This is a genomic window from Taibaiella chishuiensis (assembly GCF_003014535.1).
GTDB classification, from domain to species: domain Bacteria; phylum Bacteroidota; class Bacteroidia; order Chitinophagales; family Chitinophagaceae; genus Taibaiella; species Taibaiella chishuiensis.
The window spans coordinates 290,344-317,320 of sequence record NZ_PYGD01000003.1; the positions used below are offsets into that span (position 1 = coordinate 290,344).

General features: G+C 50.6%; 21 protein-coding genes. 7 read left to right on the forward strand and 14 right to left on the reverse strand.

Annotated elements, in window-relative coordinates:
* The first annotated feature begins 3 nt into the window (after window positions 1-3).
* Complete coding sequence (locus B0I18_RS11605; RefSeq protein ID WP_106522871.1) at window positions 4-561, forward strand: hypothetical protein; 558 nt, start codon at window positions 4-6, stop codon at window positions 559-561.
* A 298-nt stretch (window positions 562-859) separates the two neighbouring features.
* Window positions 860-2,665, forward strand: coding sequence for an aspartate--tRNA ligase (gene aspS / locus B0I18_RS11610; protein ID WP_106522872.1), 1,806 nt, complete (start codon window positions 860-862; stop codon window positions 2,663-2,665).
* Window positions 2,666-2,723: 58 nt separating this feature from the next.
* Here aspS and B0I18_RS11615 read toward each other — a convergent pair whose 3' ends face one another.
* The 9 genes from B0I18_RS11615 to ychF form a co-directional block, all read right to left on the reverse strand.
* On the reverse strand, window positions 2,724-3,797 hold the full coding sequence (locus tag B0I18_RS11615) for a nucleotidyl transferase AbiEii/AbiGii toxin family protein (protein WP_106522873.1): 1,074 nt from the start codon (window positions 3,795-3,797) through the stop codon (window positions 2,724-2,726).
* 58 nt (window positions 3,798-3,855) lie between these two features.
* Window positions 3,856-4,482, reverse strand: coding sequence for a hypothetical protein (locus tag B0I18_RS11620; RefSeq protein WP_181358434.1), 627 nt, complete (start codon window positions 4,480-4,482; stop codon window positions 3,856-3,858).
* A gap of 179 nt (window positions 4,483-4,661) precedes the next feature.
* Entirely contained in the window at window positions 4,662-5,396 is a 735-nt protein-coding gene (locus B0I18_RS11625; protein ID WP_106522875.1) for a DUF2625 family protein, read from the reverse strand.
* Between the two features lie 58 nt (window positions 5,397-5,454).
* On the reverse strand, window positions 5,455-6,540 hold the full coding sequence (locus tag B0I18_RS11630; RefSeq protein ID WP_146146728.1) for a tetratricopeptide repeat protein: 1,086 nt from the start codon (window positions 6,538-6,540) through the stop codon (window positions 5,455-5,457).
* A gap of 119 nt (window positions 6,541-6,659) precedes the next feature.
* On the reverse strand, window positions 6,660-6,983 hold the full coding sequence (locus tag B0I18_RS11635; protein WP_106522877.1) for a hypothetical protein: 324 nt from the start codon (window positions 6,981-6,983) through the stop codon (window positions 6,660-6,662).
* A 72-nt stretch (window positions 6,984-7,055) separates the two neighbouring features.
* Complete coding sequence (locus B0I18_RS11640) at window positions 7,056-8,003, reverse strand: hypothetical protein (RefSeq protein ID WP_106522878.1); 948 nt, start codon at window positions 8,001-8,003, stop codon at window positions 7,056-7,058.
* 112 nt (window positions 8,004-8,115) lie between these two features.
* The gene (locus B0I18_RS11645) at window positions 8,116-11,823 is read right to left on the reverse strand and encodes an ABC transporter permease/M1 family aminopeptidase (protein WP_106522879.1); all 3,708 of its coding nucleotides are present in this window, start codon (window positions 11,821-11,823) and stop codon (window positions 8,116-8,118) included.
* Window positions 11,824-11,832: 9 nt separating this feature from the next.
* Window positions 11,833-12,702 carry an ABC transporter ATP-binding protein gene (locus B0I18_RS11650; RefSeq protein WP_106522880.1) on the reverse strand — a complete coding sequence of 290 codons (870 nt, stop codon included), beginning with the start codon at window positions 12,700-12,702 and terminating at the stop codon, window positions 11,833-11,835.
* A gap of 337 nt (window positions 12,703-13,039) precedes the next feature.
* Window positions 13,040-14,137, reverse strand: coding sequence for a redox-regulated ATPase YchF (gene ychF, locus B0I18_RS11655; protein ID WP_106522881.1), 1,098 nt, complete (start codon window positions 14,135-14,137; stop codon window positions 13,040-13,042).
* A 189-nt stretch (window positions 14,138-14,326) separates the two neighbouring features.
* On the opposite strand from ychF, the gene B0I18_RS11660 reads away from it, so the two are divergent.
* Window positions 14,327-14,593, forward strand: a complete 267-nt coding sequence (locus tag B0I18_RS11660) for a hypothetical protein (protein WP_106522882.1) — start codon at window positions 14,327-14,329, stop codon at window positions 14,591-14,593.
* A gap of 27 nt (window positions 14,594-14,620) precedes the next feature.
* The gene (locus B0I18_RS11665; protein ID WP_106522883.1) at window positions 14,621-15,748 is read left to right on the forward strand and encodes a glycosyltransferase family 4 protein; all 1,128 of its coding nucleotides are present in this window, start codon (window positions 14,621-14,623) and stop codon (window positions 15,746-15,748) included.
* Between the two features lie 85 nt (window positions 15,749-15,833).
* Here B0I18_RS11665 and rodA read toward each other — a convergent pair whose 3' ends face one another.
* Window positions 15,834-17,144: a rod shape-determining protein RodA gene (gene rodA, locus B0I18_RS11670; RefSeq protein ID WP_106522884.1), complete on the reverse strand. Its 1,311-nt coding sequence runs from the start codon at window positions 17,142-17,144 to the stop codon at window positions 15,834-15,836.
* Window positions 17,145-17,195: 51 nt separating this feature from the next.
* Window positions 17,196-19,229, reverse strand: coding sequence for a penicillin-binding protein 2 (mrdA, locus tag B0I18_RS11675; protein WP_106522885.1), 2,034 nt, complete (start codon window positions 19,227-19,229; stop codon window positions 17,196-17,198).
* 129 nt (window positions 19,230-19,358) lie between these two features.
* Between mrdA and B0I18_RS11680 the strand changes: the two genes are divergently transcribed.
* Window positions 19,359-20,414 (forward strand): sensor histidine kinase, encoded by a 1,056-nt coding sequence (locus B0I18_RS11680; protein WP_106522886.1) that lies wholly within the window; start codon window positions 19,359-19,361, stop codon window positions 20,412-20,414.
* A gap of 50 nt (window positions 20,415-20,464) precedes the next feature.
* Here B0I18_RS11680 and B0I18_RS11685 read toward each other — a convergent pair whose 3' ends face one another.
* Complete coding sequence (locus B0I18_RS11685; RefSeq protein ID WP_106522887.1) at window positions 20,465-21,232, reverse strand: class I SAM-dependent methyltransferase; 768 nt, start codon at window positions 21,230-21,232, stop codon at window positions 20,465-20,467.
* A 169-nt stretch (window positions 21,233-21,401) separates the two neighbouring features.
* Window positions 21,402-21,860 carry a hypothetical protein gene (locus tag B0I18_RS11690; protein ID WP_106522888.1) on the reverse strand — a complete coding sequence of 153 codons (459 nt, stop codon included), beginning with the start codon at window positions 21,858-21,860 and terminating at the stop codon, window positions 21,402-21,404.
* A 541-nt stretch (window positions 21,861-22,401) separates the two neighbouring features.
* On the opposite strand from B0I18_RS11690, the gene B0I18_RS11695 reads away from it, so the two are divergent.
* Both B0I18_RS11695 and B0I18_RS11700 read left to right on the forward strand, forming a co-directional pair.
* A complete protein-coding gene (locus tag B0I18_RS11695) occupies window positions 22,402-23,808 on the forward strand; it encodes a nucleoside recognition domain-containing protein (RefSeq protein ID WP_106522889.1) in 1,407 nt (468 codons plus the stop codon).
* Between the two features lie 217 nt (window positions 23,809-24,025).
* On the forward strand, window positions 24,026-24,259 hold the full coding sequence (locus B0I18_RS11700; protein WP_106522890.1) for a class I lanthipeptide: 234 nt from the start codon (window positions 24,026-24,028) through the stop codon (window positions 24,257-24,259).
* A gap of 103 nt (window positions 24,260-24,362) precedes the next feature.
* Here the strand turns inward: B0I18_RS11700 and B0I18_RS11705 are convergent, their stop codons facing one another.
* Window positions 24,363-26,891, reverse strand: a complete 2,529-nt coding sequence (locus B0I18_RS11705; RefSeq protein WP_106522891.1) for a DUF5686 and carboxypeptidase regulatory-like domain-containing protein — start codon at window positions 26,889-26,891, stop codon at window positions 24,363-24,365.
* Between the last annotated feature and the right edge of the window lie 86 nt (window positions 26,892-26,977).

A 26,977-nucleotide genomic window follows, 5' to 3' on the forward strand; every position in this document is an offset into this window, starting at 1 on the left:
GGTATGTTTTTTTTCGGTCAGATGAAATTGCGGGAGAAAGGCGTCGACAGGATGCTCGCGAAAAACGGGATCGCAGGAGCCCGTGTTTTCTACAGTCCCGTCGGGGTCTGGTTCCTGTTGGTAGCACTGCTTGGGGTAGCCGGACTGTGGATATTTCTTTCCGTGGCTGTGTCCCTGGTGGGAATAACGGCAGTAACCGTTTACCTGGCGATATCTTTCCTGTTGTATACAAAACGAAGTCATAGTTTTGCCCTGACAAGCGAAGCGCTTTTTGTGATTCAGCCGCGCTTCCCCTTCCGGTTGTATCAGCGATATGCCTTAAAGGATATACGCCTGGCAACGTTTGCCGTAATACGCGGCTCCTTCCTGCTTCGTCTTTTCGTTTTTGGAGATGTGTATGCGCTGCGGCTCGAGTTATCGACAGGTGAGGTGTACACCTATGCCTGCGCCGGTTTACAGCCCGATGCTTTCGATGAAAATTTTACCGAAAATACCCTCGACGGCCTGTGTAATAGTTTAGAGGCCAAAGGTGTCCCGGTACACTGGCCTGCCGGTTTATAACCCATGTTTGGGTAATGTTGTTATACGTCACTTTACGTTTATAGGAAGTGAGGAAAAATACAGGAGTCTGACCGGGATGATGCGCCGGATAAAATGCCCGCCAAATCGTATCTTCGCAACCGGTTGCGCTTGTTGCATATCCCCGGGCACCCCCCCCGCCAAATATTCAATAACCCTCAACCTGATACCTAACATCCCATATCCAACATCTCATACCTAATATCTAACATCTCATATCTAACATCTCATATCTAACATCTCATACCTAACATCTCATACCTAACATCTCATATCTAACATGTATCGTACACATAATTGCGGCGAATTGCGCGAGCAGCACATCAATGCCCCGGTAACCCTTGCGGGTTGGGTGCAGACCGTGCGTAAGTTTGGAAGTATTACGTTTGTGGACCTGCGCGACCGCTATGGCATCACGCAGTTGTATTTCAACGAAGCACTTACCCAACAGCTCGACGAAAAGCCCCTGGGCCGCGAGTTCGTGATTCAGGCCGAAGGCAAAGTGATCGAAAGAACGAGTAAGAATGCCAAAATCGCGACCGGTAATATCGAGATCGAAGTGAGCGCCTATACCGTACTGAATAAATCGTCGGTGCCGCCGTTTACCATCGAAGAAGAAACCGATGGCGGCGAGGAACTGCGTATGAAATACCGCTACCTCGACCTGCGCCGTCCTACGCTGCAACGTAACCTGGAACTGCGTTACCGGGTAAACCGTTCTGTGCGTAACTATATGGACGCACAGGGTTTTTACGATATCGAAACGCCTTTCCTGATCAAGTCCACACCGGAGGGCGCACGCGACTTTATCGTGCCTTCCCGTATGAACGGCGGACAGTTTTATGCCTTGCCGCAAAGTCCGCAGACCTTTAAGCAATTGCTGATGGTAAGCGGTTATGACCGTTACTACCAGATCGTAAAATGTTTCCGTGATGAGGATCTGCGTGCCGACCGCCAGCCGGAGTTTACCCAGATCGACTGCGAGATGGCCTTTGTAGAGCAGGAAGATATCCTGAATATGTTCGAAGGCCTGACCAAACACGTGTTCCGCGATGTGAAAGGAATGGAGTTCGCAACAGCTTTCCCGCGTATGACCTGGTCGGAGGCGATGAAGCGTTATGGTAACGATAAACCGGATATCCGTTTCGGTATGGAACTGAAAGAGCTGAAAACACCCGCCGGCGCCTTGGATGAACACGACGAAAGCCTGGACCTCGTTGGTGGTGCGGCTTTCAAAGTAATGGACGATGCCGAATACGTGGTAGCGATCGCAGCACCGGGTTGCAGCGAATACACCCGTAAGCAACTGGATGAACTTACAGATTGGGTAAAACGCCCGCAGATCGGTATGACCGGCCTGATGTATGTGAAATGCAATGCGGACGGTAGTCTGAAGAGTTCGGTAGATAAATTTTACGACGAAGCCCGCTTAAGGGTATGGGCCGACCAATGTGCGGCACAACCCGGCGACCTGATCCTGGTACTGGCTGGCCCGGCGGAGCGTACGCGTAAAGCCATGAGCGAGCTGCGCCTCGAAATGGGCAACAAGCTTGGCTTACGCAAACGGGACGAGTATAAGCCTTTATGGGTAATCGACTTCCCGCTGCTGGAGTTTGCAGAGAACAATGACGATGGTGGCGGCGCAGGTCGCTGGGTTGCCCGGCACCATCCGTTTACCGCGCCCAAGCCCGACCAGATCAGCTGGATGCAGGACCCCGCGCGATACCCCTATATCAAGGCCAATGCCTATGACCTGGTACTGAACGGTACCGAGGTGGGCGGTGGTTCGATCCGTATCTACCAGCGCGACCTGCAGCTGAAAATGTTTGAAGCATTGGGTATCGACGAGCATGAGGCCCAGGAAAAATTCGGCTTCCTGTTGGGCGCCTTCGAATACGGAGCGCCGCCGCATGGCGGACTGGCATTGGGTTTCGACCGTCTTTGCGCTTTGCTTGGCGGCGACGAGACCATCCGCGATTATATTGCCTTCCCTAAAAACAATTCGGGACGCGATGTGATGCTGGATGCCCCTTCTGCTGTGAACCCGGTACAACTGGATGAACTGCAACTGAAGATCGTAGAATAAATAAAATTAACCAGGTATAAAGCAAACGGGGCAGCCACTTCAATGGCGCCCCGTTTTATTATTGGAAGAAACGCCTGATCTTTTGCAGCAGCGATGTCTTTTCACCTGGTTGTTGCGTTACCGGCCGTTCTGTAGCCGGTTGTTCTTGTTCCGGTTGTTCTGTTGTCGATTGTTTTGTTGCCGGTGTAGGCATAGCGGGTGGTACCGGTGGCGGTTCCTGCCTGCGCATGTCCGGTATACCGGCTGCCAGCCCGGGGGTAAAACCAGCCTGTTCCATGGCATTCCTAAACAATGTTATAAAGTCGTCCAGTTTTTCGGGCAGCAGGTTGATATCCGTAAGATGCTCGGCCCTGTCGTTGTAAGGGATTACGATACCATTACCGGAAAAGGGGCGGTAGACATAATGCCGCCATTGCTTCCATACCGCCTGCATATCGTGCGGTGCAAAAAGAGGACCTAATTTATAGGATAGAAAGGTTTTTATTTTCCAAAGGTCTGTTTTGTCGGCCTTGCATTCGGCCAGCAGGGCGGCAAAACTCTGCTGTAAGGTGGTTGGGGTAAAATCCTTATGCTGTACCAGGTACAACAGGTCCAGCAGGTCCTTGAACCTGGGCCGTACCAGGGTCTGGTGTATTTTCCAGGCTACCTGTAAGGCCAGCGGTGTACTGAACGGAATCGTAAATGGCTCGCCCTGCAAAGGTTTGTACAATAGCGGTACCGGGGCCAGGTCGATGGGCAGGTTAAAGGATACATCCATCGGGAACTCCAGTTCCTGGTCCGCTACCCAGCATTTCAGGTCGGTATTGACCGTTGGGAAATCATCATCCATAGCATAGTCGATCCTGCGCCAGAATTCATTTTCCTTAAAGTCGCGGAACCGTACGCCATCATCAAAGGCCAGGCGGGTTACAGCTGTGGCCCAGGCATCCAGTTGAGTCCTTGCTGTTTCCTCGTCGGGGAAACGATCGAGGCAAAGCCAATCCAGGTCGCCGGGTATGCGTGGTACATTAGCCGGGAAATACTGCCGGGTAACATAACTGCCCTTCAGCATGAAAGGCAGGCCTGTAGCGGCAGACCTGCGGATAAAACCTTCGTAGGCAATCATCAGTTGTATTTCTTCATCCGTCATCATAACCCGGGTATTGGTTCTGTTGTTTTGTTGTTATGGTTTTTCCTGGGGCTTTTAATGCCTATGCGGGCAACCATCCGGCATCCAGTTTTTCATGGTCGTCATACAGGCAGTATTCGGCTTGCTCCTTGATCAGCCCGATGCCTTGCTGGTGCAGGTCTTTGTGCAAAGCTGCAATTTTTTCGTTGAACACGGCCTCCGTATCGTATACCCGAAGCGTGAGGAAACGCCTGCCTGGATCATGTTTTAGCGTATTGCGCGACAGGTGCACTTTATGATCATGGCACAATACCGGCAGTGCCGCTTGTGCCTCATAATTGATTTTTCCATGCCATTCAAAATAATGGGTCGCCGGTAGTTTCCCGTTTTGAAACAGTGATGCATCTGTTGCCGGCACTTCTATCTTTATCCTTGTTACCGGGTATCCTGCTGCGCGTAATTGGCCGGCCAGGCTGTGTGCCGCCGCCAGTGCCTGATCCAGGCTTTTCATATAAACGATCTTATTCAGCATGGGCTGATGCCTGCTTTGACCCTGTGCCAGTTCGATGATCATGGGTTTGGCGAGCAACTGCCGGCAGTATCCGGCAAAGGCAGTTTCCTGCTCCGCTGCCAGCGGTACTACGGTAAGGTGCAGTTCGAAAGGGATGGATTGCGGTAACTCAGGCATTTTTGTTGGGTAAGCGATCATGGCGCTCTTGCATTTTAGGGCAAGGACCGGGTTTGTGATACTCAAAAATAAGGTAATCAGGCAGCAACTCAATCCCCGGTCGTTTATCTGTTTGTAAACAACAACCGGGTTTGTAGGGGGGCAATACTTTGGCAGCCCTGCAAGTCTTAGGGCCACACGGCTCAAGGCAGGTTTGCAGATTACTGCCCGAGGCTTTCGCGTGACTTTATATTAAAATCATATTGCTCCTGTACAGGTGCCACCGCGCGTTTGCTTTTCTTGAGGTCACCTTCTTTCGACCATAAGGGTGGAAAGAAATTGATTGTCTGGTCGCCGCTTATTGTGGGCAGGTCTTTTTCCCAACCTGGCCACCTGGAACTTTTATAAAATTTACCGAGATCCTGGTTAAAACAAAAATCAAGAAATTCAGTGTAAGTGATATCCATCGGTTCCAGGTTCAGATCATCCGGTGGCCAATAGTATACCTTACCTGCATCTTTGCCCAGGCCGCCGCCATTCAAAAGGAAGAAGCCACCGCTGGCGTCGTCGGCGATAAGCAAAAACGGAGGTTGGGTGCCAAAATCGGTAAAGGCTTTTCCTTTGTTCCAATCAGGCAAGGATCTGTTAAGCTTGATGCTGCCCGATCCCAATACCCTTATCCAGCCACCATCGATAAGCAGGCCGCCGGTATTGAATACGATGGCGCCCATCGGGGAACGGGTTGTTACCTGGCATTTATATAAGGCATCCTTCGCTTTGGCACTGTCGACCGGCAGTACTTCCACTTTATTGCGGGCTTTACTGATACCTTCTGCAACGAGGGCCCAGCCGTTTTCTTGTTGGTTAATCAGCGCTTCAAACGGGCGCTGGTTGTTTTGGGCTTGCACAGCAGGTGCGCAGCCCAGGACCAGGAATGCGATCCAATGGATTTTCATGAATTGTATTATGGAGATAATTTATGATGTTAGGTGCTGAAAGGTATGGATAGCAAAGTCAATACTGGAAACGGTAAAACCGGTGGCTTTGGTCTACCTGCATTTGGTTGTCGCGGAACCAGGTTACAAATGCGCTCCAGCGTCTTTGGTTTTGGGCTTGCCATTTATTAAATTCTTCTTCGTTACCTTTCATGAGCAGCCAGTAATTGTAGGCTTCGATAAAACCCGCATCTTTAATTTTCTTCTGGTAGTCGAAAAGGATATTGGGGTATTTAGCTGCAAAGTCTTCTGAAAAATATTTATTGATAAAGGCGGTACGTATCCTGTTGAGCGAGGCGATATCTATTCGTTGTTCGCCGATGATCGAAAGCGAGGTCAGCAGCTCGTAACACCCGGCCGCAAAGGGCAGCTTGAAGTTTTTCAGGTCTTTCGCATCGGCGGCGATAATAACCGTATTCTTCGAAAAACTTACGGACATGGTATCGCCATTAATCCTGATCTCGCTTTTATAGGTATCGTACAGCAGTTTGCTGATCTCCGCCGTACGCGCGGTATTGCGTTCCAGGTTCATGAATATTTCCCCGTAGATCATGCCCCATACCTCTTCTGAAGAGTTACAGTATAATTTGGCGGCGCGGTAATAGTTGGCGGGGAATGCAGGATCGGCGGCTATTCCTTTTTCGTAAAAAGACAATGCTTTTTCGTAGGCTTTCTGGTTCTGTTGTACATTCCCCATTTCCGTATACAGCAGCCCCGAGCCCGGAAATTTTTTCAAACCCTTGTTATAGGTTTCTATGGCCAGGTCGGGTTTGCCCTGGTAATCGTACACATTACCCAGGCTTTGGTAGATCTGCACGATCGGGTTTTTGCGTTTTACCAATTCCTGCAATAGGTGCTCCGCCTTGCTGTATTCTTTTTTATACATATAGGCATAGGCAATTTCGTAAGGATAGCGCATGTCTTCGGGATCGAGTTGCTGCGCTTCTTCCAGCAGCTTTATCGCCTGGTCAACCTTTCCTTCTTCGTCTTCGAGCCGGAGGGCTTCCTGGGCTTTGGCCTGCGCCCTTTCTTTATCAGATTGGCTGTATGCTCCGGTGTACAACAGGCATAGGCTTGCAGTAGTAAGCAATAGTTTTTTGATCATGGTAAGCAGGATAAGCTGGCGTTTATATCGTTTCCGGGTAAAATGCGGGTGCTCAAAAATAATATAATTCGCCGGTATCCAAAGCAAGAGGTGTGCGGGGCAAGCAAGCCATGTTACTCCTATACAGGCGCTTCCGCATCACCATTGCCTATGGCCGCCTCTTGCCGGCGTAAACGCCAACGCAGCAACCAGCGTACGATGTGGATGAACAGGCTCAACCCGCCTCCGATGATCCAGAAAAAGAAGAATATGCCGATGGCGAACATGCCACAGTTGAGGTTGTCCCGGTTCAGGGGCACACTTTCAACCCATAAGATGGGGAAAAGAAAAAAGTTCAGGAAGAGGAACAGGAGCAGGATCAGAACGCCTGCGTACTTTTTGCGCCCCCAGATCCAATAAAACAGGATCTGGGCGCTGACGGACAGGATGACGGTCAGTACCATAGTTGGGGTGTTAGGTTATTGTTTATACCGGATAGCAGGCGTAGGTAACCTTTGGACCTGCTAATATTATGTTTAAATGTCCCGCGACCAGATCAGCAGATCGGGCGATGATCCTGCAATGAAGCTGCGGCCCGTATCTGAGAAGCCGTAAGCCCGGTCGATGCCGTAGGGAAACGATGCAATTTTATGCTGTACCTTGGTGTGTATATTGTAGATGCAAAGCCGGGCTGCTTTATCGTTCTTTGCTTCCGGTAAACTGAAAATCCTGACCTCCCACCCATCAGCTGTTGCCTGTTTCAAGGGGTTAGGGTATTCAAACCCGCCGCAGGTAACCCTTTCGCCTGCCAGCGGACCAAAGCCGGGCACTGCGCCGTTTGTATCAGCCCCGGGATAATCGGTATTACGGTCCCTGGCAACCCGTTGCCCGCTGATACAATCGAATATACCCCTGCCTTGCGCCGAAAGCACCATAAGCATATCGGTGCCGGGTTGGAAGCCCAGTTCCAGCAAGCCGCCAACCGCATGTTCTTCTTTACGCTGCCAAAGCGCATCGCTTTTGTTTTTCAGCGTTTTTTCGGGCAGCCATTCCAGCATCTGTAATATCATCTGTTTGTCTGATTCCCGGCCGGTCCAGTGGTGGTGGTGCGACATGAGTTCGAGGAGATAAGTCCTGTATACCTTTTGCAGGCGCCAGTTAGCAATGTATTTCGAAGGGATGACCAGGCATACGCTGCGATTACTATTCCGGTGTTTACCGATCACTTTTATTTTTTCATAACCATCACCCCATTGATGCGGCAGGCAATACACTTTTGTGCCCGGGGCAAAATGCCGGGTGCCATAGCGGGGCTGACCGTCTTTGCCGGCATAGGGATGTTCGATAATATTGCCGGTAAGGCACCAGGCAAAGCGGGCCCCTGTATCGTCCGTACTGTGATCCTTTTCCGGCTCAATAGTACCGGCATCGTTGCCCTTGCTTAACCATTGCCGGATACTGCTTATGATGGTGCTGAAGATCATACTGCAAATTAAGCAATTACCCCTTAAGCTGTGGTATTGCCTTTAATACAAAAGCAGGCCCATTGGGCCCGCTTATTGCAGGGGGGTGTTATAAAAAACTATGGCAATGGTTTTAATCGCCGCCGCCTACGGTGATGGTAATATCGCCTGATCCGCGGCTTTCCTTCGCGTCGGTCGATACCTTGGGTGGTTTGCTGCCAAACTTCCAGGTATTGTTATCCGGCGTCCGGTCGATCAGTTTGTTGTAAGGATCCAGGCCTGCGCTCAATGGTTTTTCATTCACCACGAACTCGAATGTTTTCTCAGGCTGGTCCATTTTTATCTTTTGCAGCAACAGCTCTTTTTCGGGCGCAGTGCTGTGTTTGTCCTGTTGTTCGGCAAAGATGCCGATGTCGATATAGTCGGCTACCGGTATTTTCTGTTGCTTGCCCACGCTATCGGCCCTGAATTTGGCGCTGCCCACGGTCAGTTTTACTTTGTAGCGGCCATCGGCTGTGGCAGTATACGACAGGTCTTTCACATAGTTCTCATAAACGGTTATGGTTTCAAACATGTCTTTGATCACGTACTTCAGGCTGTCGGGTGTGGCGGCACGCAGGTAGTTTACGAACTCGATGGCATTGGTATACGGTGGCTCCTGGAATGCTTTATCGCGGATGTATTGACGCAGCGCACCATTCAGCACATCTTCGCCCAGGTAATCCTTAAGGGCATACATAATCACGCTACCCTTGTTGTAATGAATATAGTCCTGGTTTTCGCAAAGCATCAGAGGCACTTCTTTCTTGGTCTCGCGGGTACGGCCCTGCAGGTATAGATCCATTTCATACTTCAGGAATTTTTTCATGGCCTGCTTGCCGTATTCTTTTTCCATAACCATTAAGGCCGAGTATTGCGACATGGTTTCCGACATTACTACGCAACCCTGTACATCGCCGCCGATTACCTGGTGGGCCCACCATTGGTGCGCTACTTCGTGGGCGGTAATATAAAATGGCACATCGATCTTGGCGTTGTTCTTATCATCCACTTTGGCAATGAAACCTACCGATTCGGAGAAGGGTATGGTATTGGGGAAGGACTGGGCAAAGGAGGCGTACCGCGGGAATTCGAGGATGCGTACCTGGCGGTGCTGGTACGGACTGAAGTTGCGGGTATAATAATCCAGCGATTTCTTGATGCTCTTAACCATGCGGTCCAGGTTGTATTCATGCCCCTTCTGGTAATAGATCTCGATATTCACGTCGTTCCATTTATCTCTTTTTACCTCGTAAGTAGCACTCAGGAAGGAATAGAAGTTCAGGATGGGACTATCCATCTTATAGCTGTAATATTTGCGGCCATTGGCTTTCCATTCTTTCTGCAGGTAACCCGGGGCGATGGCGACCTGGTCGCCGGCGGTGCTTACCTCGGTTTCGAAACGGATCCAGTCCGCATCGTTAGAGATATAGGTATTCATACGGGCTGCCGAGTCGCGGATGTCGGCCATGCGGGGCTTGGGCGCCAGCCCGTATTTTTTCCTTGCAGCATTGGCGCTTAACTCTCCCGCCGGGTTGTAGCCAATGGAGGGGAAGACCATGTTGTTGAAAAAGGTGCCGTTGTGTACAACCGAAGTCTCCGTGCCGCTGTTGGTAAAGCCGACGGGCTGATAGGTAATGTCGAAGTCGAAACGGATGGAGTCGCCGGGTTGCACGGGACTATTGAGCCGGAAAAGCTTAACGCCATAAAGCACGTCGTTACTGAGTACGGTAGCGGGTACGGCCGGCTCCAGCCTGGCATAGTGGTAATAGCTTTTCTCGTCGCTGGTATAGTTGATAAACAGGGTATCCACCGGGAAGTTATGTTTGTTCTTCAGGTAGTAAGATCCTTTTACCTGTACTTTACGCTCCGAAGGATAGATGTCCACTTTGGAGCTGGAGGAGATAACCCTCAGCTGCGGGGTGTTCAGGTACCTGCGGTATTTCTTTTCGGCTGTTACCTGCAGGACTTCGTTCTCTTTGGGTGTACGGTAAATGTTCAGCACTTTCGTATTGTAATAGATATAACTTCCGGTGGCTACAGCCAGCAGGGCAAAGCCTGTGAGACCCAGCTTAAGACCGCGGCCATAGGTGCTTTTGGCAAGCCGGAACCTGGCCTTTAATCCTTTTTCCTTACCACGGGCATAGACCATCAGCGAGAGTAATGCCAGTACCAGCACGATGCTCAGCCAATAGGTCTTGAACAGCAGCCAGGGACCGGTAGTATGCCCGAAGCCGTTCATGTCGGAGTAGGGCATAGTAGGACCGGAAGAGTTAAAGATATACAGGTTATTATCCCACTCGAGCAGGCGGAAGATCATATTGACAAACAATACCGGCAACAGCGACAGGAAGAAGCCCAGGTATTTGTTGGGACTGATTACCTGCAGGGCCATACACATACCGGCCACGATGCTGAAGGATACCAGCGACTTGAGTGAAGCCAGGAGGTACTGTAATGGCTGTACATCGTAGAAGGACATGGAAAACTGGATCAGGATGCCGGCCACGATGCTGATGCCCAGCAATACGGCGACTACATAAACCAGGGCCAGGTATTTGGAAAAGAACAGGCTGGTATTGCTTACCGGTGTGGCGCCGATCAGTTCGTCCACTTTCTGCTCGCGTTCCCGCCATACAATGGTGCCGGAAAAAAACACGATCAGGATCAGGATAAAGAACTGGAAGATGGCGCTTACCGACTGCAGGAGCTCGTAGGTTACCGGGTAGGTTTCGGTGTCGTAGAAGGATCCCATAAACTGCGAGAGGATAAACATCATTACCACACCGAGCGCGCAGATAATGATAAAGAAAGAACTCCGGGTCATTTTACGGAACTCAAAGCCGGCCAGGTAAAACAACTGTTTCCGGTTTTGTGCGGCCGAGAAAACCTGGGATACCCTGGGCAATTGGGATAGGGAGTGTACAGGGGCTGAAGCGCCCTGGGTATCCTCAGATTTACGGCTGAACCATTTGAGTGGTGTCAGGAACTGGCTGAACTGGAAACGGAAATAACTGGCCAGGGTAATCAGCACGGCAATCGCCAGCCACAACAGCCTGTTGTAAAGCAGTACGCCTTGCAGCGGTACGGGGCGTGTGTTCTGGTCGTCGGGTGTCCAGTATTGAGTAATAAGGCTCAGCGCTTCGGAACCGAAAGGCTCCAGTATGGCGGCCAGTGTTTTATTATCCAGGTCGGCGGTAATGCTGGCCGTTATGGTGCGGATAACCAGTAGTATGATACAGAACAGGTAGGCCGGCAGGGTGCTGCGGGTAAAGGTGGTGAGCGAGAAAAAGATGGCGCCCAGCAACAACAGGTTCGGTACCGAGAAAATAAGGAAGGGCAGTACAAAGTCGGCCAGGTGGAAAGGCCCCGCCAGCGGTGTACCTGCGGCCGCCAGGCAACCGAAGTAATAGCCCGTTACCTGTGCCGAAAATACGAAAAGGCCCAGGATAAAGGCGCCGCCGAAACGTCCGAAAAAGTAGGCGGGTTTAGAGATTGGCTTGGTAAAGAATAAGGGATGGATATTGTACTCATAGTCCTTCTGGATGGCGGTGGCCATCAGCGCAACCAGGATGACGCCATTAACCAGGCCCAGGATGTTATCGTTAAGGCCTACAAGCAGGTTGGATACCGACAGGGCCGAGTTCATCACGATATTGGAATCGGCGGTGGCAGTATTGAAAAAGCCGGCTTCGGCCAGGCCGATCAGCAGGGATATCAGCAAGAAGATACCGAAAAAGATATACGTAGCAGGCTTTTTGAAACCCTGCCGGAGCTCGAACAGGAATATTTCTTTGAACATAGCGGCAGGTTAGTTTTTGGTGATGGTGGAGAAATATACATCTTCTAATCCGCCGTCGATGGCTTCGAAACCGCCGTCGGGGCTGCTGTCGGCGTATACATGGATTACGAAGCGGCCGCCGGTAGCCTGGGCCGAGATGACATGGAAATTGCTGCGGTAGCCGGCTACTTCATGCTTGTCGACATACTTGCGCCAGATCTTTCCTTTTACGGTATCCAATGCTTCGGCCGGTGTGCCCGACAGCATAATGCTGCCTTTGTTCATCACCACCATTTTCTGGCACAAGCTGCTCACATCGTCCACGATATGGGTCGAGAGGATCACGATTACCTGTTCGCCGATTTCGCTCAGCAGGTTATGAAAGCGGTTGCGTTCCATAGGGTCGAGGCCGGCAGTGGGTTCATCCACGATCACCAGTCTCGGACTGCCCAGCAGGGCCTGCGCAATGCCGAAGCGCTGGCGCATACCGCCGGAGTAGTCGCTTACATAACGTTTGCGGGCTTCGTACAGGTTGGTTTGCTGGAGCAGCGCATCCACGATCTGTTTGCGTTCGGCCTTATTGCTGATGCCTTTCAGTACGGCAAAGTGGTCGAGCAGGCTCAGCGCCGAAACCTTGGGATAAAAACCGAAATCCTGGGGCAGGTAGCCCAGGGTTTTTCGCAGGGCTGTTTTGTCCTGCAGTACATTGATATTACCCAGCGTAATGCTTCCGCTATCCGGCTCCTGCAAGGTGGCGATCGTACGCATCAACGAGGACTTGCCCGCTCCGTTGGGGCCCAACAGGCCAAACATACCTTTCTCTATAGTCAGGTTAATATTGTTCAGGGCCTTGAGGCCATTAGCGTAAGTTTTACTTACATTTTCGATTTTTAAGTCCATGTAGCAGATCGTATTTGCTTTTGAATGATGGATAAACGGAAGTATACCGGTTCAATATTGTTGATGCAAACATAATATACCTGCTCCGGCAGGCAGTAAATTATTAGACGTGCCCCTCTAAATATTCGACAAAAAGGAGGCGTGCGGTTTTGTCGAAGAAAAAGCCCCTTTCGTCGAAAAAAAGTTTTGAGAGGGCAATACGCGTTACCGCCGGCAGTATACGACGCCATAAAAAATGGGAAGGCCCATAAGGCATCTGTCCTATCTTATCCGGCTAAAAAGCAAACGGGCTGCACCTTTGGAGGTACAGCCCGTTCATTTATCGAAAAATGTAGTGTTATACGTTAAAGCGGAAGTGCATCACATCGCCGTCATTCACCACGTATTCCTTGCCTTCGATACGCAGCTTGCCCTTTTCTTTAGCCACTGCCTCGCCGCCCAGGGTTACATAATCGTCGTAACCGATCACCTCGGCCTTGATAAAGCCTTTTTCGAAATCGGTATGGATCACGCTCGCAGCCTGCGGCGCTTTCCAGCCCTGGTGAATGGTCCAGGCACGTACTTCCTGTACACCTGCGGTAAAGTAAGTGATCAGGTCGAGCAGTTGGTAAGCCGAGCGGATCAGGCGGTTAAGGCCGGGTTCGGTAAGGCCATACTCGGAGAAAAACAGTTCTTTATCTTCCGGGCTTTCCAGTTCGGTAATCTGGGCTTCGATATTGTTGTTCATCACGATTACCTGGGCGCCCTCTTCGGTAGCTACTTTGGTAATGGCTTCGCTGTACTTGTTGCCGGTAAGGATAGCGGCCTCGTCTACGTTAGCCACATACAATACGGGTTTTTCGGTAAGCAGGAACAGGTCGGCAATAGCTTCTTTATCTTCGCCTTCGAGTTTCAGGCCGCGGATATTTTTACCTTGTTCCAGGTGGTTTTTGCATTGCAGCAATACATCCAGCACGCGTTTCGCTTTCGGATCGTTTTTGGCGATCTTTTCGGTACGGGCTATTTTCTTTTCTACACTGTCCAGGTCTTTCAGCTGCAGCTCGGTATCTATAATTTCTTTGTCGCCTACGGGGTTGATGGCGCCTTCGTCTCTTAAGATGTTTTCGTCTTCAAAGCAACGTACCACGTGGATGATCGCATCTACCTCGCGGATATTGGCCAGGAACTTATTACCCAGGCCTTCGCCTTTAGAGGCGCCTTTTACGAGGCCGGCGATATCTACAAACTCGATAGCGGTAGGCACTACGCGCTGTGGCTGTACAATAGCCGAAAGTTTGTCGAGGCGGGTATCGGGTACGTCTACAAGACCAACGTTCGGTTCAATAGTGCAAAAGCGGTAATTGCTGGCCTGTGCCTTGGCGCTGTTGCTTACTGCGTTAAAAAGAGTCGATTTTCCTACGTTGGGTAGTCCTACTATGCCTACTTGTAAAGCCATGGTTTTTTTGAAAATTTTTGCAAAGGTAAAGGATTCGGAGCAGAGAAAATAACAGCATATTTTATTATATGTAATATACTTTTATTTGTATTTTTTAGCTAATTTTTCCAGGTTTTTGCCTGTGAATATTATCAAAATATTATTAAATTTGGTTAGTGCTAATTTCTTATAAAAACAACTATTAGTATTATGGAACATACGATGATCGTAAAAGAAGAAGTCGGACAATATACCATGGCCCCTTCGCTGGTGGACCAAACCGAGCATTGGAAAGAGGAGCTTTCCTATGCCGTAAGATTAGGGAATGAATTTAAGGGGAAAACCACCATAACGTTTGCCACTACAGAGGGCGACCGTACCGTACAGACAACAGTATGGTCGCTTACGGATTATTATATCGCCCTTAAAGGCGGTATCACAATTCCTTTAAAAAGTATTACGGAAGTACATTTTTAGTACGAATGTTTTACTTTTGCCCCCATCATGCGCATAGCGGTTAATACAAGATTATTTTTAAAAGGCAGGTTGGAGGGTATCGGATGGTTTGCCCATGAAGTATTGTCCCGCATGGTTAAAAAACACCCGGAACACGAATTTATCTTCATCTTCGACCGTCCCTATCATAAAGATTTTATTTTTGCACCTAATGTAACCCCTGTGGTACTCAAACCACAGGCCCGGCATCCGGCTTTATATTACCTCTGGACAGAGTGGGGTATTCCCCGTATCCTGAGGAAATATAAAGCCGATGTTTATTTTTCGCCCGACGGACTGGGCAGCCTGCGTACCAAAGTACCTACCTGCGTTACCATTCACGACCTGGCCTATAAGCATTATCCCGAATTTATGGATAAAATGCACCGCTGGCACTATGCGCATTACCTGCCCCGGTTTGCCCGGCATGCCCGCAGGATCATTGCCGTATCTGAATATACGAAGCAGGATATCGTAAAGCAATTTGACCTGCCCGAATCCAAGATCGATGTGGTGTACAATGGCGCTCACGATGGTTACGGTCCCATAAGCTACGAGGAAAAACAAAAGGTAAAGGAGCAATATACCGGCGGCGAGGAATTTTTCCTGTTTACCGGCGCCCTGCATCCGCGCAAGAACGTGGTGAACCTGCTGAAAGCCTTTGTCAAATTCAAGAGAAGACAACGCAGCCGCATCAAACTGGTGATCGTGGGCCGTATGGCCTGGCAATACAGCGAGATCGTAAAGGCCAAAGATCATATGCCTTATAAAGAAGATGTGGTATGGGCCGGTTACCTGGATGTGACCGAACTGGCGCGGATCACGGCTTCGGCTTATGCCTTGGTGTACCCATCGTTGTTCGAAGGTTTTGGTATCCCGATCGTGGAGGCCATGACGAGCGATGTGCCGGTAATCGTATCCGACAGTTCGTCGATGCCCGAAGTAGGCGGGGCTGCGGCCTTGCTGGTCGACCCGGCATCGCCCGACGATATCGCCGAAAAAATGATGATGATTTACAAAGATGAAACCTTGCGCGACCGGATGATTGCCGCTGCCCGCGTGGAAAAGCTGCGCTTCGACTGGGACCGCTCGGCCGACCAGGTATGGGAGTGCCTGATGAAATGCGTGGAACCCTGAGTGGTGTAAGCAATCCCTAAAAGATATAAAAGAAGCCGGCTGATCCAAGGATCAGCCGGCTTCTTTATGAAGTTGCCCACCGGGCTTACCGGATCAGCATATGACGGTCGGCATCGAGCCGCAGCATAATGAATAACAGGATGCTGAACGACAGGAGCGAGGTGCCGCCGTAACTCAGCATCGGCAAGGTGATACCGATTACCGGCGCCAGGCCCATGGTCATCGACAGGTTAATGGCAAAGTGGAAAAAGAGAATGGCGCCCACACAATAAGCATAAACCCGGCTGAAAAGCGATCGCTGCCGCTCGGCAATAAATACGATACGCAGCAATAACGTTACATAAAGCAGGACCAGGAAACTGCTGCCTACAAAGCCAAACTGTTCGCCCACCCCGCAAAATACAAAGTCGGTATTCTGTTCCGGCACAAAGGAGTATTTCGTCTGCGTACCGTGCATAAATCCTTTGCCCACCAGGCCGCCGCTGCCGATGGCGATCTTCGACTGGCGCACGTTATAGTCGGCATCTTTCTTTACCACGGTGCCCGGTTTCTGGTACTCCTGGGGCACATCCTGGCCCAGCATCGAATAGATACGCTCGGTCTGGTAACCCTGGAACACATGTTTGAACACATAAGGCACCAGCACCTGCGAGAACAATACGGCAATAAGCCAGGCGCCTGCAATAATGATGATGATCAGTTTATTTCTTTTGATCTGTTTCCACAACAGCCAGAAGGCCAGGATCGGGATGACGGTGATAATGATAAACAACGGCAACCGCTCTACAAGCAGGGTGGCCAGTACAATGCCGGCCGTCGAAAAACCGATGGCCAGGATCGCATTGGGTAAGCCCTCGCGGTACATGGCCAGGAAGAAGGCAAAGTAAACCAGGGCAAGTCCCGTTTCGTTCTGTTTGATAATGATAAGACAGGGTACCAGTACGATGGCAGAGGCTATAAGCCGATCCTTCAGGGTTTTGAAATTGGTCTCGGGCGCAGAGAGGAAACGGGCCAGCGCCAGGGCGGTAAATATTTTACAAAGCTCTCCCGGCTGGAAACTGAACGACCCGAATTTTATAAAACTATGCGAACCCTTTACCTCCGAACCCACGGCAAAGGTGGCCAACAGGAGCAGGATGCCCACGAGGTAAGAGAGATAGGCCACCGAACTGAAAAACTTACTGTCGGTAAGGATAATGATCAGGCCCGTTACCAGCGATATGGCCAGCCACATGAGCTGTTTCATATGGCTTTTGCTCATGTCGAAAAACGGTTCGTCGAAGCTGATGTACTCTACTGAATACACCGCCGAGATACCGATGGTTACCAGGGCCAGGTACAGGAAAATTACGGGCCAGTCGATGCGGGCGGTAATGGGTTTCCGGGCTATGCTCATTAGGATGAAAATATTGTAATCAGGAAATTTTTATGTTGCCGGGTTCCGGGTCTAACGCACATTCAGTTTGTAATAGTCCCGGAGAATGCGTTTTACCAATATCGTATCGCGTTGTTTTTTGACGCTGTCCTGTGTCCGCTTGTCGGCGGTACGCAGCAACTCGCGCATCAGGTCTTTTTGCCGTTGCAGGGAGTCGATCGTCCGGATATAACTTTTTACGGTATTGGCTTTATACATTTTGTCCTGCAGGGCCAGCCTTGCAGGGGCTTTAATGGTGTCGTTCAGGTATTTTTCCATCATCAGGCTGGCGATAGGGCCGGCCCAGGTGGCGCCATACCCCGAGTTCTGAACGATTACGGCAATGGCGATTTTCGGATCATTTTTGGGTGCGAAACAAACGAATACCGAGTGGTTGTCGAGTTTTACCCTTTGCCCGTCGATCGCAGCATAGTTTTCCACGGTACCTGTTTTACCGCATACTTCCACACCGGGTAGTATGGCTACACGGCCCGTACCCTTGTTGACCACGTCTTCCATACCGGCGATTACCGCGCCGAAGGCGGTATCGGAGATATGGGTTACTTCGTGTTTCTCCAGGTATTTGCCCAGTACCGGGTCCTTGCTGTTACCGGCTACACTTTTTACGAAGTGCGGTATATAATAGTAACCCCTGTTGGCGATCAGGCACATGGCATTGGCCATCTGGAGCGGCGTCATATCGATCTCGCCCTGTCCCATACCAACCACCACCATGTTACAGGAGTTCCAGTGGCTGTTATAGATCCGGTCAAAATAATTGGAGTCGGGTACGTTACCCCGGTTCTCGCCGGGGATATCGATGCCCAGCGGGTGCCCCAGGCCGAAGCTGGAGAGGTAGTCGTGCCAGCGCTGCACCCCTTCGTGTACGCCGCCCGCCCACTTTTGGGCATCTACGGTAAGCCGGAATACGTGGCAGAAGTAGGAGTTGCAGGAGTTGGCCATGGCCAGGCGCAGGTTGGCTGCGTGGCCGCCACCGGAGTGGGTACAGCCAATGCGGCGCCCGCAGGCATAATAACCGCCGCCGCAGGGATACCCGAATGCAGGTGTGATAACCCCCACATCCAGACCGATAAGCGCGGTAAGGGGTTTGAAGGTAGAGCCCGGCGGGTATTGTGCCAGGATAGCCCGGTTGAACAAGGGCCGGGTATAATTTTTGGAAAGCTCGTTGAAGTTTTTGCCGAAGTTGGCGCCGGAAAGCATGTTCGGGTCATAGGTAGGCCCGGATACCATAGCCAGGATACCACCGGTTTTGGGGTCGATCGCGATGGCACTGCCGATTTTGCCGCTCATCAGTTTTTCGCCATAGGCCTGTAGTTCCGCGTCCAGGTAGAGTTCCAGCGTCTTGCCGGCAATGGCCGGCGTATCCATGGTGCCGCTTTTATACGAATCGCGTGGCCGGTTCAGCACATCGCGTACCATATATTCCACACCCCGTTGGCCGCGCAATACCTCTTCGTACTTGCTTTCCAGGCCGCTTTGCCCCACGTAGTCGCCCTGGCGGTAGGAGGCAAAGCGCTCGCTTTCCAGCATCTTGGGGCTTACCTCGTTCAGGTAGCCGAAAATATGGGCGCCTATGCCCAGCGGGTAGGTACGGGTATTGCGCTCGATAAGCTCGAAGCCTTCGAACATATAAAGGTTTTCCTGGAGCCGGGCATTCTTTTCGCCGTTGAGGGAAGATTCGTAGATACTCTGTCGCTGGTAACCGTTACGGACGATCAGCTTCTTCATGGTTTTCAGGAAGGTGGCCTTGTCGGTACCCATCACTTCACAAAAAAGCGTGGTGTCGAGGTTTTTAACCTTATTGGGAATAAAAGCGAGGTCGAAGGTCGTGTTGTTGATCAGCAGGGTCTTGCCTTTCCTGTCGAGGATTACACCGCGGGCAGGGTAGACCACTTTCCGGAAAATGGCCTGGTCGTTGGCCATCACCTTATATTTATCTTCAACCAGTTGCAGCATAAAGAGCCTGGCGATCAGGATCAACGCCATGGCAATAAATAAGATGCGGATAACCCAGGTGCGGGGACTTGTTTGACTCGTTTCTGACATGCAAAACCAGGGAAAAGGAGTAATTAGGTACACAAAGATAACTGGACAAAAACATACAAAGCAAAAATTATGCCTGTCGTTTAAAAATAATTAAATTTTCCTTTTACATTTGTTTCAAATCCGCTAGCCTTGTCTGTAATTCAATCCAAAAACACCTCCCCGGCGCGCCTTTCGATCTTTACTGCGAGCGTGCTTGCGGCCATTAGCCTGGTGTTCGTGCTCTTTCTCAGGCAACCCTGGTATATCGATGTCGCGGCCTTTGCGGTTACCTTCATTTCTGCCTATTTTATCTTTTTTTATACCCTCCAGCACTTTATTTACAGAAAGATAAAACTGATCTACAAATTTATCTACCAGACCAAGGCCACTAAAAGGGAAGAGTTCTTTTACCAGAATATCCTGCCCCAGAAATCGATCGACGAAGTGAGCCAGGAAGTACGGCGTTGGGCGCTGGAACAACGCGGCGAAATCGAATTGCTGCAGAAAAACGAACAATTCCGCAAGGAGTTCCTCATGAACCTGGCCCACGAACTGCGGACGCCCATATTTACCGTACAAGGTTATGTGCACACCCTGCTGAACGGCGCTATCGACGATGCTTCGGTAAACCGTAAGTTCCTGAGCAACGCAACCAAAGGCATTCAACGCCTGGTACAGCTGGCCGACGATCTCGACCAGATCTCCAAGCTCGAATCCGGTAAGATCCCGATCATACAGGAGTCGTTTGTGGTGCAGGAGCTGATCCGCGATGTATACGAAGAACTGATGTTGAAAGCCAGGGAACGCAATATAACCCTGCAGATCAAAAAAGGTACCGAATCGCCTATCACGGTGTATGCCGATAAGCAAAAGATAAAACAGGTCATGGTCAACCTGGTCGAAAATGCCTTGAAATATGGAAATGACGGCGGCACGGTTACCGCAGGTTTTTACCAGATGGACGAAGGGCACGTGTATGTGGAAGTGTCTGACGACGGCCCGGGTATTGCCGAACAGCACCTGCCCCGTATATTCGAACGCTTCTATCGTGCCGACCGCAGCCGTAGCCGCGAAATAGGGGGAACCGGCCTGGGGCTTGCCATCGTAAAACATATCGTGGAAGCACATGGACAAACGGTGAATGTGCGCAGTAAGCTGGGGGTCGGTTCGTCGTTTGGCTTCACCCTCGATAAAGGAAAATCATAAACATAAAAAAACACCCGCCAGGATAGCGGGTGTTTTTTTTATCGGTAAGCTTAGCGCTCTTTTCTACATAGATAAATAGTTTCGGAAGGGGAGATCCGGTACCGGTCTGCCAGTTCGGCGGGCATCCGCTCCGCGTAGTCGTCGGTGGTTACCGCAAAGCCGGCTTCTTCCAGTTTTTGTTTATAATCCAGTCCGAAAAGGCGTACATGGTCTTTTTGCCAGTAGTGGATGGCACGCTCTTCGGGCGAGGTAATGCTTTTGTCTTCGTAGGTTTCGGTACGGGTTATATCGATCGGCACCTGGAAAATGCCCCAGCCGCCGGGGCGCATAATGCGGTACAGCTCACGCATGCATTGTGCCGAATCTTCTACATGTTCCAATACGTGGTTGCAAAAGATAACGTCGAAACTATTGTCTTCGAAGGGCGCATGGTGCAGGTCGAAATGCACATCGGCGATAGGCGAGTTATAGTCGCCCGTGGTATAATCCAGGTTCTTCATGCCCCGGAAGATCTTAAAAAAACATTGCTCGGGTGCAATGTGCAGCATCTTATAGGGAGCCGTGAAAAAGTCGGTTTTTTCTTTAAGGTATAACCACAGCAGCCTGTGCCTCTCGAGCGACATGGTGCCGGGACTCAGTACGTTGTTGCGTTCCGCCCTGCCGCTATAGCCATAAGGAAGAAATTTGCGGTAGGTTTTCCCATTGATCGGGTCTTCATAACGGTTGCCGGCATACAGCAGCGGCGATACTTTCTGAAATGCCAGGCTTAACTTAATGAGTATAGGACGGGGTATGGTTCGTAAAAGGAAATGAAACATTTATCGACTTTAATACATTTGATTTGCGAAAATAAGCAATTATTCAACGAATTAAAGTTTTTAGTGCCCCCTGTAATAAGCCGCTATTCCTAAAAAGGGCAGTCCTGCAAAAGGACTGCCCTGTGCCTGGTTGCATTTATAACCGGCGCAACCTGTACGGATGTTGCTATCAGGGAATTATTTCGAGTATAGCATAGTCATTGGGGTTAGGCTGGGGGTACCAGATGGCTTTTACGTCGCCACATACGGTGCAGTTGGATTCGTGTGCCTTAACCATAGCCGACTGGGGAAAGCCGGAGCAGGTTTCACCCACGCCCACGGCATCGCCCAGGCCCGTACAACCCGAGCCCGAAGCCGCCTGGAATATTTTAGCATAAAGAAAGTACTGGGCGCCCGAAGCCGCAGACCCAGGATAATTGGTATAATCGAAGGTCATTACCGTAAAGGGCGGCACGGCAAATTCGGCTCCTTCATATTTCGGTGCGCAGGGATCAATGGTCGGTTCCGACAAGCGCAACGACAGGTGGATGGTACAACCGGTCGTATTGTTGATCTTAATGTTTTTGGCCTGGGCAAAACCGATATGCGAAAGCAGGAGTAATGCCGGGATCATAAAGAAACTTTTCATAAGCAGTGTTTCGGATGGTTAGTTAAAAAAGAAAATTGAGTGCAAGCGGTGGATCGCGCGGTTTAAATGCCCACCGAAGTTCGCCGGTGCCGAGGGCATAAAATGCCCCTTTAGTAAATGATAATTAATGGGTTTCGCTAATAAGAAACCGTGTATGCCTAATTCGTTATCTTCGCCGGCCCCTGGCAATTTTTAATGCAGATAAAAAACGGGGCAGGTTGGTTTTTGTCATCCGGAAAACCATGCTGAGGTATACGTTTGCGCTTCGAATTGGCGGATTTTTTATGGTTTATTTTTTTATCACCAATAAGATGCAGCACCATTTAACGATGCTTGCAGGCCTGGGTTTGCTATTGCTTACCGCCTGCCAAAAGAAGGTATCCCCGGAAAACCGCGGAACTCCTCAACACAGGCTGTTCCGTTTACCGGGTATTGAGCTTGCCGCATTTTTAACTATATTCGTTTCCCGTAACCCGATGGCCGCCAGTAATTGCCGGCCATCGCTTGTATCGTCAACCCCACATCTGTACCTTTATACAATATGGCCTTAAGCAGGATATGGAGCGCTTTTATACTTATCGCGGTATTCGCCGCGGCTCTCCAGTATGTTACCCCCGGCGGCAACCGGCATATCTACAGTAAAATGGTAACCGGTAAGTCAGGCGATACGGCCATGACCCTCCGCTACGACAGCAGCAATGTGCCGCAACAGGTACTGCTGCAACTCGAGGGCAAGGCCGAATACAAAAAAGGGGAAGACCGTATTCTTAAAACCCCGGAAGGTGCCTACCTGGTTTATAAGGAGCAGGCGGCCGATGGGGTATTGGCCACCTGTAAAACCGCGGTGGAGATTTGTATCGGCCTGATCGGTATCATGGCCCTGTTCATGGGTTTTATGAAGATCGCCGAAAACGCAGGTGGGATACGGCTTTTGTCCCGCATTATCGGTCCCTTTTTCGGCAGGCTCTTTCCCGATGTGCCCCGGGGCCACCCGGCTATGGGGCATATGATGCTTAATTTTTCAGCCAACCTGCTGGGGCTGGACAATGCAGCCACACCTTTCGGCATCAAGGCCATGGAAAGCCTGCAGGAGCTCAACCCCGACAAGACCAGGGCCACCAATGCCCAGATCATGTTTCTTTGCCTGCATGCCGCAGGCCTTACCCTGATACCGGTTTCCATTATCGCCATCCGGGCCAAGATGAACGCGGCCAATCCCACCGATATCTTCCTGCCCTGTATGATCGCCACCTTCGTGGCCACCGTGGCCGCTATGATCATCGTATCCCTGCGGCAGAAGATCAACCTGTTCCAGCCGGTTATCCTGGGCTGGATACTCGGTATATCGGCGCTCATCGCCCTCATGATCAGATATATTGCCAGCCTGGATAAAGCGGATATGGAGCTATTTTCCGCAACACTGAGCAATGGCCTTATCCTGCTGATCTTCCTGCTGATCGTTGTGGGCGCTTTGTATAAAAAGATCAATGTGTTCGACGCCTTTGTAGAGGGCGCCAAGGGCGGTTTCGAAACTTCGGTTAAGATTATTCCCTACCTTGTCGGTATGCTCGTCGCCATCAGCCTGCTGCGTACCAGCGGTGTATTCGACCTGGTTACCAATGGGCTCAAATACCTGTTCGGACTGATGCATATGAATACCGGCTTCGTAGATGCCTTGCCTACTGCCCTCATCAAACCCCTCAGTGGCAGCGGCGCCCGGGGTATGATGGTGGATACGATGAAGGTATTCGGTCCCGATTCTTTTGCGGGCCGGCTCAGCAGCGTGTTCCAGGGCAGCTCCGACACTACCTTTTATGTAATTGCCGTTTACTTTGGCGCGGTGGGTGTGAAAAATACCCGGTATGCCATAGGCGCTATGCTGCTGGCCGACCTGGTCGGTATCATTACCGCAATACTGATCTGCAGCTACTGGCCCTGGCCCGCCTGATCAGGCGCCACAGGGTGAAAAAATACAGGCAGGTAATACGCTTACCTGCTTTTTTTATGCCTGTAAAAACAGCTGTTGATAACTAATAAAATAATGTTATAGTTTTTTTTAATTTGCCCCGGAACGTGCTATTTCTTTGAAAACTAATTATTATTGAAAAATCGGATAACAGCGCTGCCTTTATATTCATTTTTTAATTTTAAAAAAACCAGTAAACATGAAAAAGAAAAGCCTCAATGCAAAACTGTCCATCGAAAAAAATGTAATCTCTTCCCTGAACGACTTACAGAAAGACCAGGTACTGGGCGGCGCAGCCAGCGTAGAACGTCCCTGTGCTACCATTACCACTTTACCCCCAACATTTGCCAACTGCCCTACACTGCGTGTAGATTGCCAGGCTTCCCAGATCGATCCGATATCCTGTCACGGGATTACCAACCTCAAATGCTAACACAGCACCAGGTATAATTTACCGGCGGCTATGGCCGTTATCCGGAAAAAAGCGGCCCTTGTCTACCAGACAAGGGCCGCTTCATATATTACACGATCGGTGTTTATTCGCCGCGGGTATTCTTTACGCCGAGCAATTGCCACAACACTTCGCCAAAGCCGATACGCACGCCCACCGAAGGTTTGCCTTTACCGCTCTCGTAACCGGCAATCAGGTCTACACGGCCGAAGCGCACCATTTTAATACCGATGTTTTCCAGTCCTACGAATACTTCTGCATAGTAGTTGTCCTTATTGATGTACAGGGCGTTCGAACCGCCTACCAGGTACCAGTCCAGCCTCCTGAATACCGGTATCTTATTGGTCAGCAGGCCGCCAAGATGCCATTCGGCATGGGCCTGCACATAAAAGTCGGCGGTATTGCTGTACTTATAATAAGGCGCCAGCTGGAAGCTGTTCAGGTAAGGGTTGGCCAGGAAGGTCTGGTTGCCGAACAAGTGCTTCATATCCGGTATGCCCACATAATTCCTGTTGAGGAAGCCGCCGGCCATTACCCGGTAGTCGAGGCGGCCCAGTAAACGCATCCGGATCTTATGTTCTACCTCGGCACTCCATTTATCAAAGTCCGATTTACTGTCGAAGATATTGGGTATACCTTTCGTGTAACGCGCTGTAAATACCGGTGCATCGCTGCTCTGGGGCGATTTATACTTAGGGTATTGCGTATACTTCCAGCCCGGTTGGTAACTGATGGATGCATTGATCACTGCGGCTTTATGCGCTTCGAACAGGGGCAGGGTGCCCGGCTGGTTAGGCGTCAGGTTTACCTTTTGCTTGTCGCTGAAGGTGTAGTCGGTGGTGTTTTCGAGCGGTAAACGTTGCTCGTAAGCCAATCCCAGTGAGGCTTTCAGTCCATTGCCCCATTCGCGGGAAACATTGAACCTGCCCAGGCGCGCCTGGTATAACTTCATGTAATTCTGTCCGCCGAACAAGGTATAGGCCTCGTTGATCAGGGGTGTAATAGGATCGTTATTATTGAGCTGGTATACGTATTGTCCGCCTTGCAGCCCGAAGCGCCAGGTACGGCCTTTCCAGGCCGGGTCCTGCAGGGCATAGTTATATTTAAGGAGCGCATTGTAACGGCTGTTGCTAAACCCGTAGCGGTTCAGAAGCTCCAGCGCATATACCTTGTCTTCGTTGATGCGGTGGTCCCAGCGCAGGCCCAGTGTGGCGTTCAGGCCTTCTACGGTATTGTAGGCAATAGAGCTTATCAGGGGCCTCATGCTCCAGGTATTCTTACCCACTTTTATCGTAGGACCCGACAGCAGGAATGCACCTACACCGAGCTCCCGGCTGGGAATACGGCTAAGTGAATCCTGTTTCGCCTTCTTGAAAGTATACAGGCTGTCCTTTACGCGGTAATCTTTTACTTCATCTGTTTCCAAAGGTACCGGGCGCAGGGTATCCCAGTAGGCGGCGCTGCGTTCAGTAGCGGAGGAGTCGTAAGAAGAAATAATCTTGCCGGCAAAACGGTCGTCGCTGATCGGCTGGTTGATCTTCATGTTTTTGTAGGCCGTCAGGAAGTTGCCGGAAATATTAATGCCCAGTATATTGAGTACAGGATAAAGCACCTGGCTGTGTATAGTCCATACATCTTTAGCTACCGGCACGTAGTACTGCTCCAGGCGCAGGGTATCGATATTCTGGATCTGCGACTCCTTGCCCAGGGTCAATTCCACGCTCTGGAACACCCATTCGTCGTCGACTACATATACATACCCGGTAAATAAAGGCTCGAATTTCCTTTTAGGCGTTACCTGGATCTTATTGATCATGCGGTCGCCTTCCATATAACTGCCCAGGAACTTATAACGGTAGTAAAGAAATGCATTGCTGTTGGCCGGCGAAATAAACCCGCGTTCATTCAGGCCTTCCATAATCTTGATATTGTTGGCGTATATATTGATGATCGGGGGCATCGTATTAAAGCCAAGTCCCTGCGGGTCGCCGCTCTGGCGTACCGATACTACCCGGGTATATTCCTTCGAAGGCGCTTTAAAGGCGTATTGGGTATACTGTTCGAGCAGGTAGATAATGCCTTTACCCGTAGAATCCAGGCCCAGTCCGTCGTTCACGGCATCCTGGTCGTTGACCTTTAGTTTTTTGCCCATGAAAGAGGTGATCTTGGATTGCAGGCGCAGTGTGCCTTTCAGGTAGATGTCGGATTCGAGTGTGCGGATCAGTTGCTCATGGTATTTGCGACGTTCGATCACCTTGCGCATAATCGGGTAGGCGGGGTCTTCGCCGTTGGCTTTTACCGTTACTTCTTTAACTTCCAGCGTTTGCGGGTTCAGCTGGAAATTGACCGTTGTTGTGGCATCGCCGTTTACCTGTTTGGTTACGGTCTTGTAACCGATGTACTGGCAGCTGAGGGTATGGGCGCCATTGCTGAGCTCCAGGGTGTAATAGCCATCACCATTGGCCGAGGTACCGTTGGCCGTACCTTTTTCCAGTACGGTGGCAAAGGGCAGGGCAGCGCCCGTCTCATCGGTGATCTTTCCTTTTATGGTCAGGGCAAAGGCGCCGCCCGCAAAAAGGCAAAGGAACAAAAGGGTAGATAATGTGGTTTTCATGCACTGGAATTGATGTTGTATCTATAAATGGGGTGTACTGGTTTTAATGGGCCGGCCTGCGCCGGCGTCGCGCTACCGGTATGCCG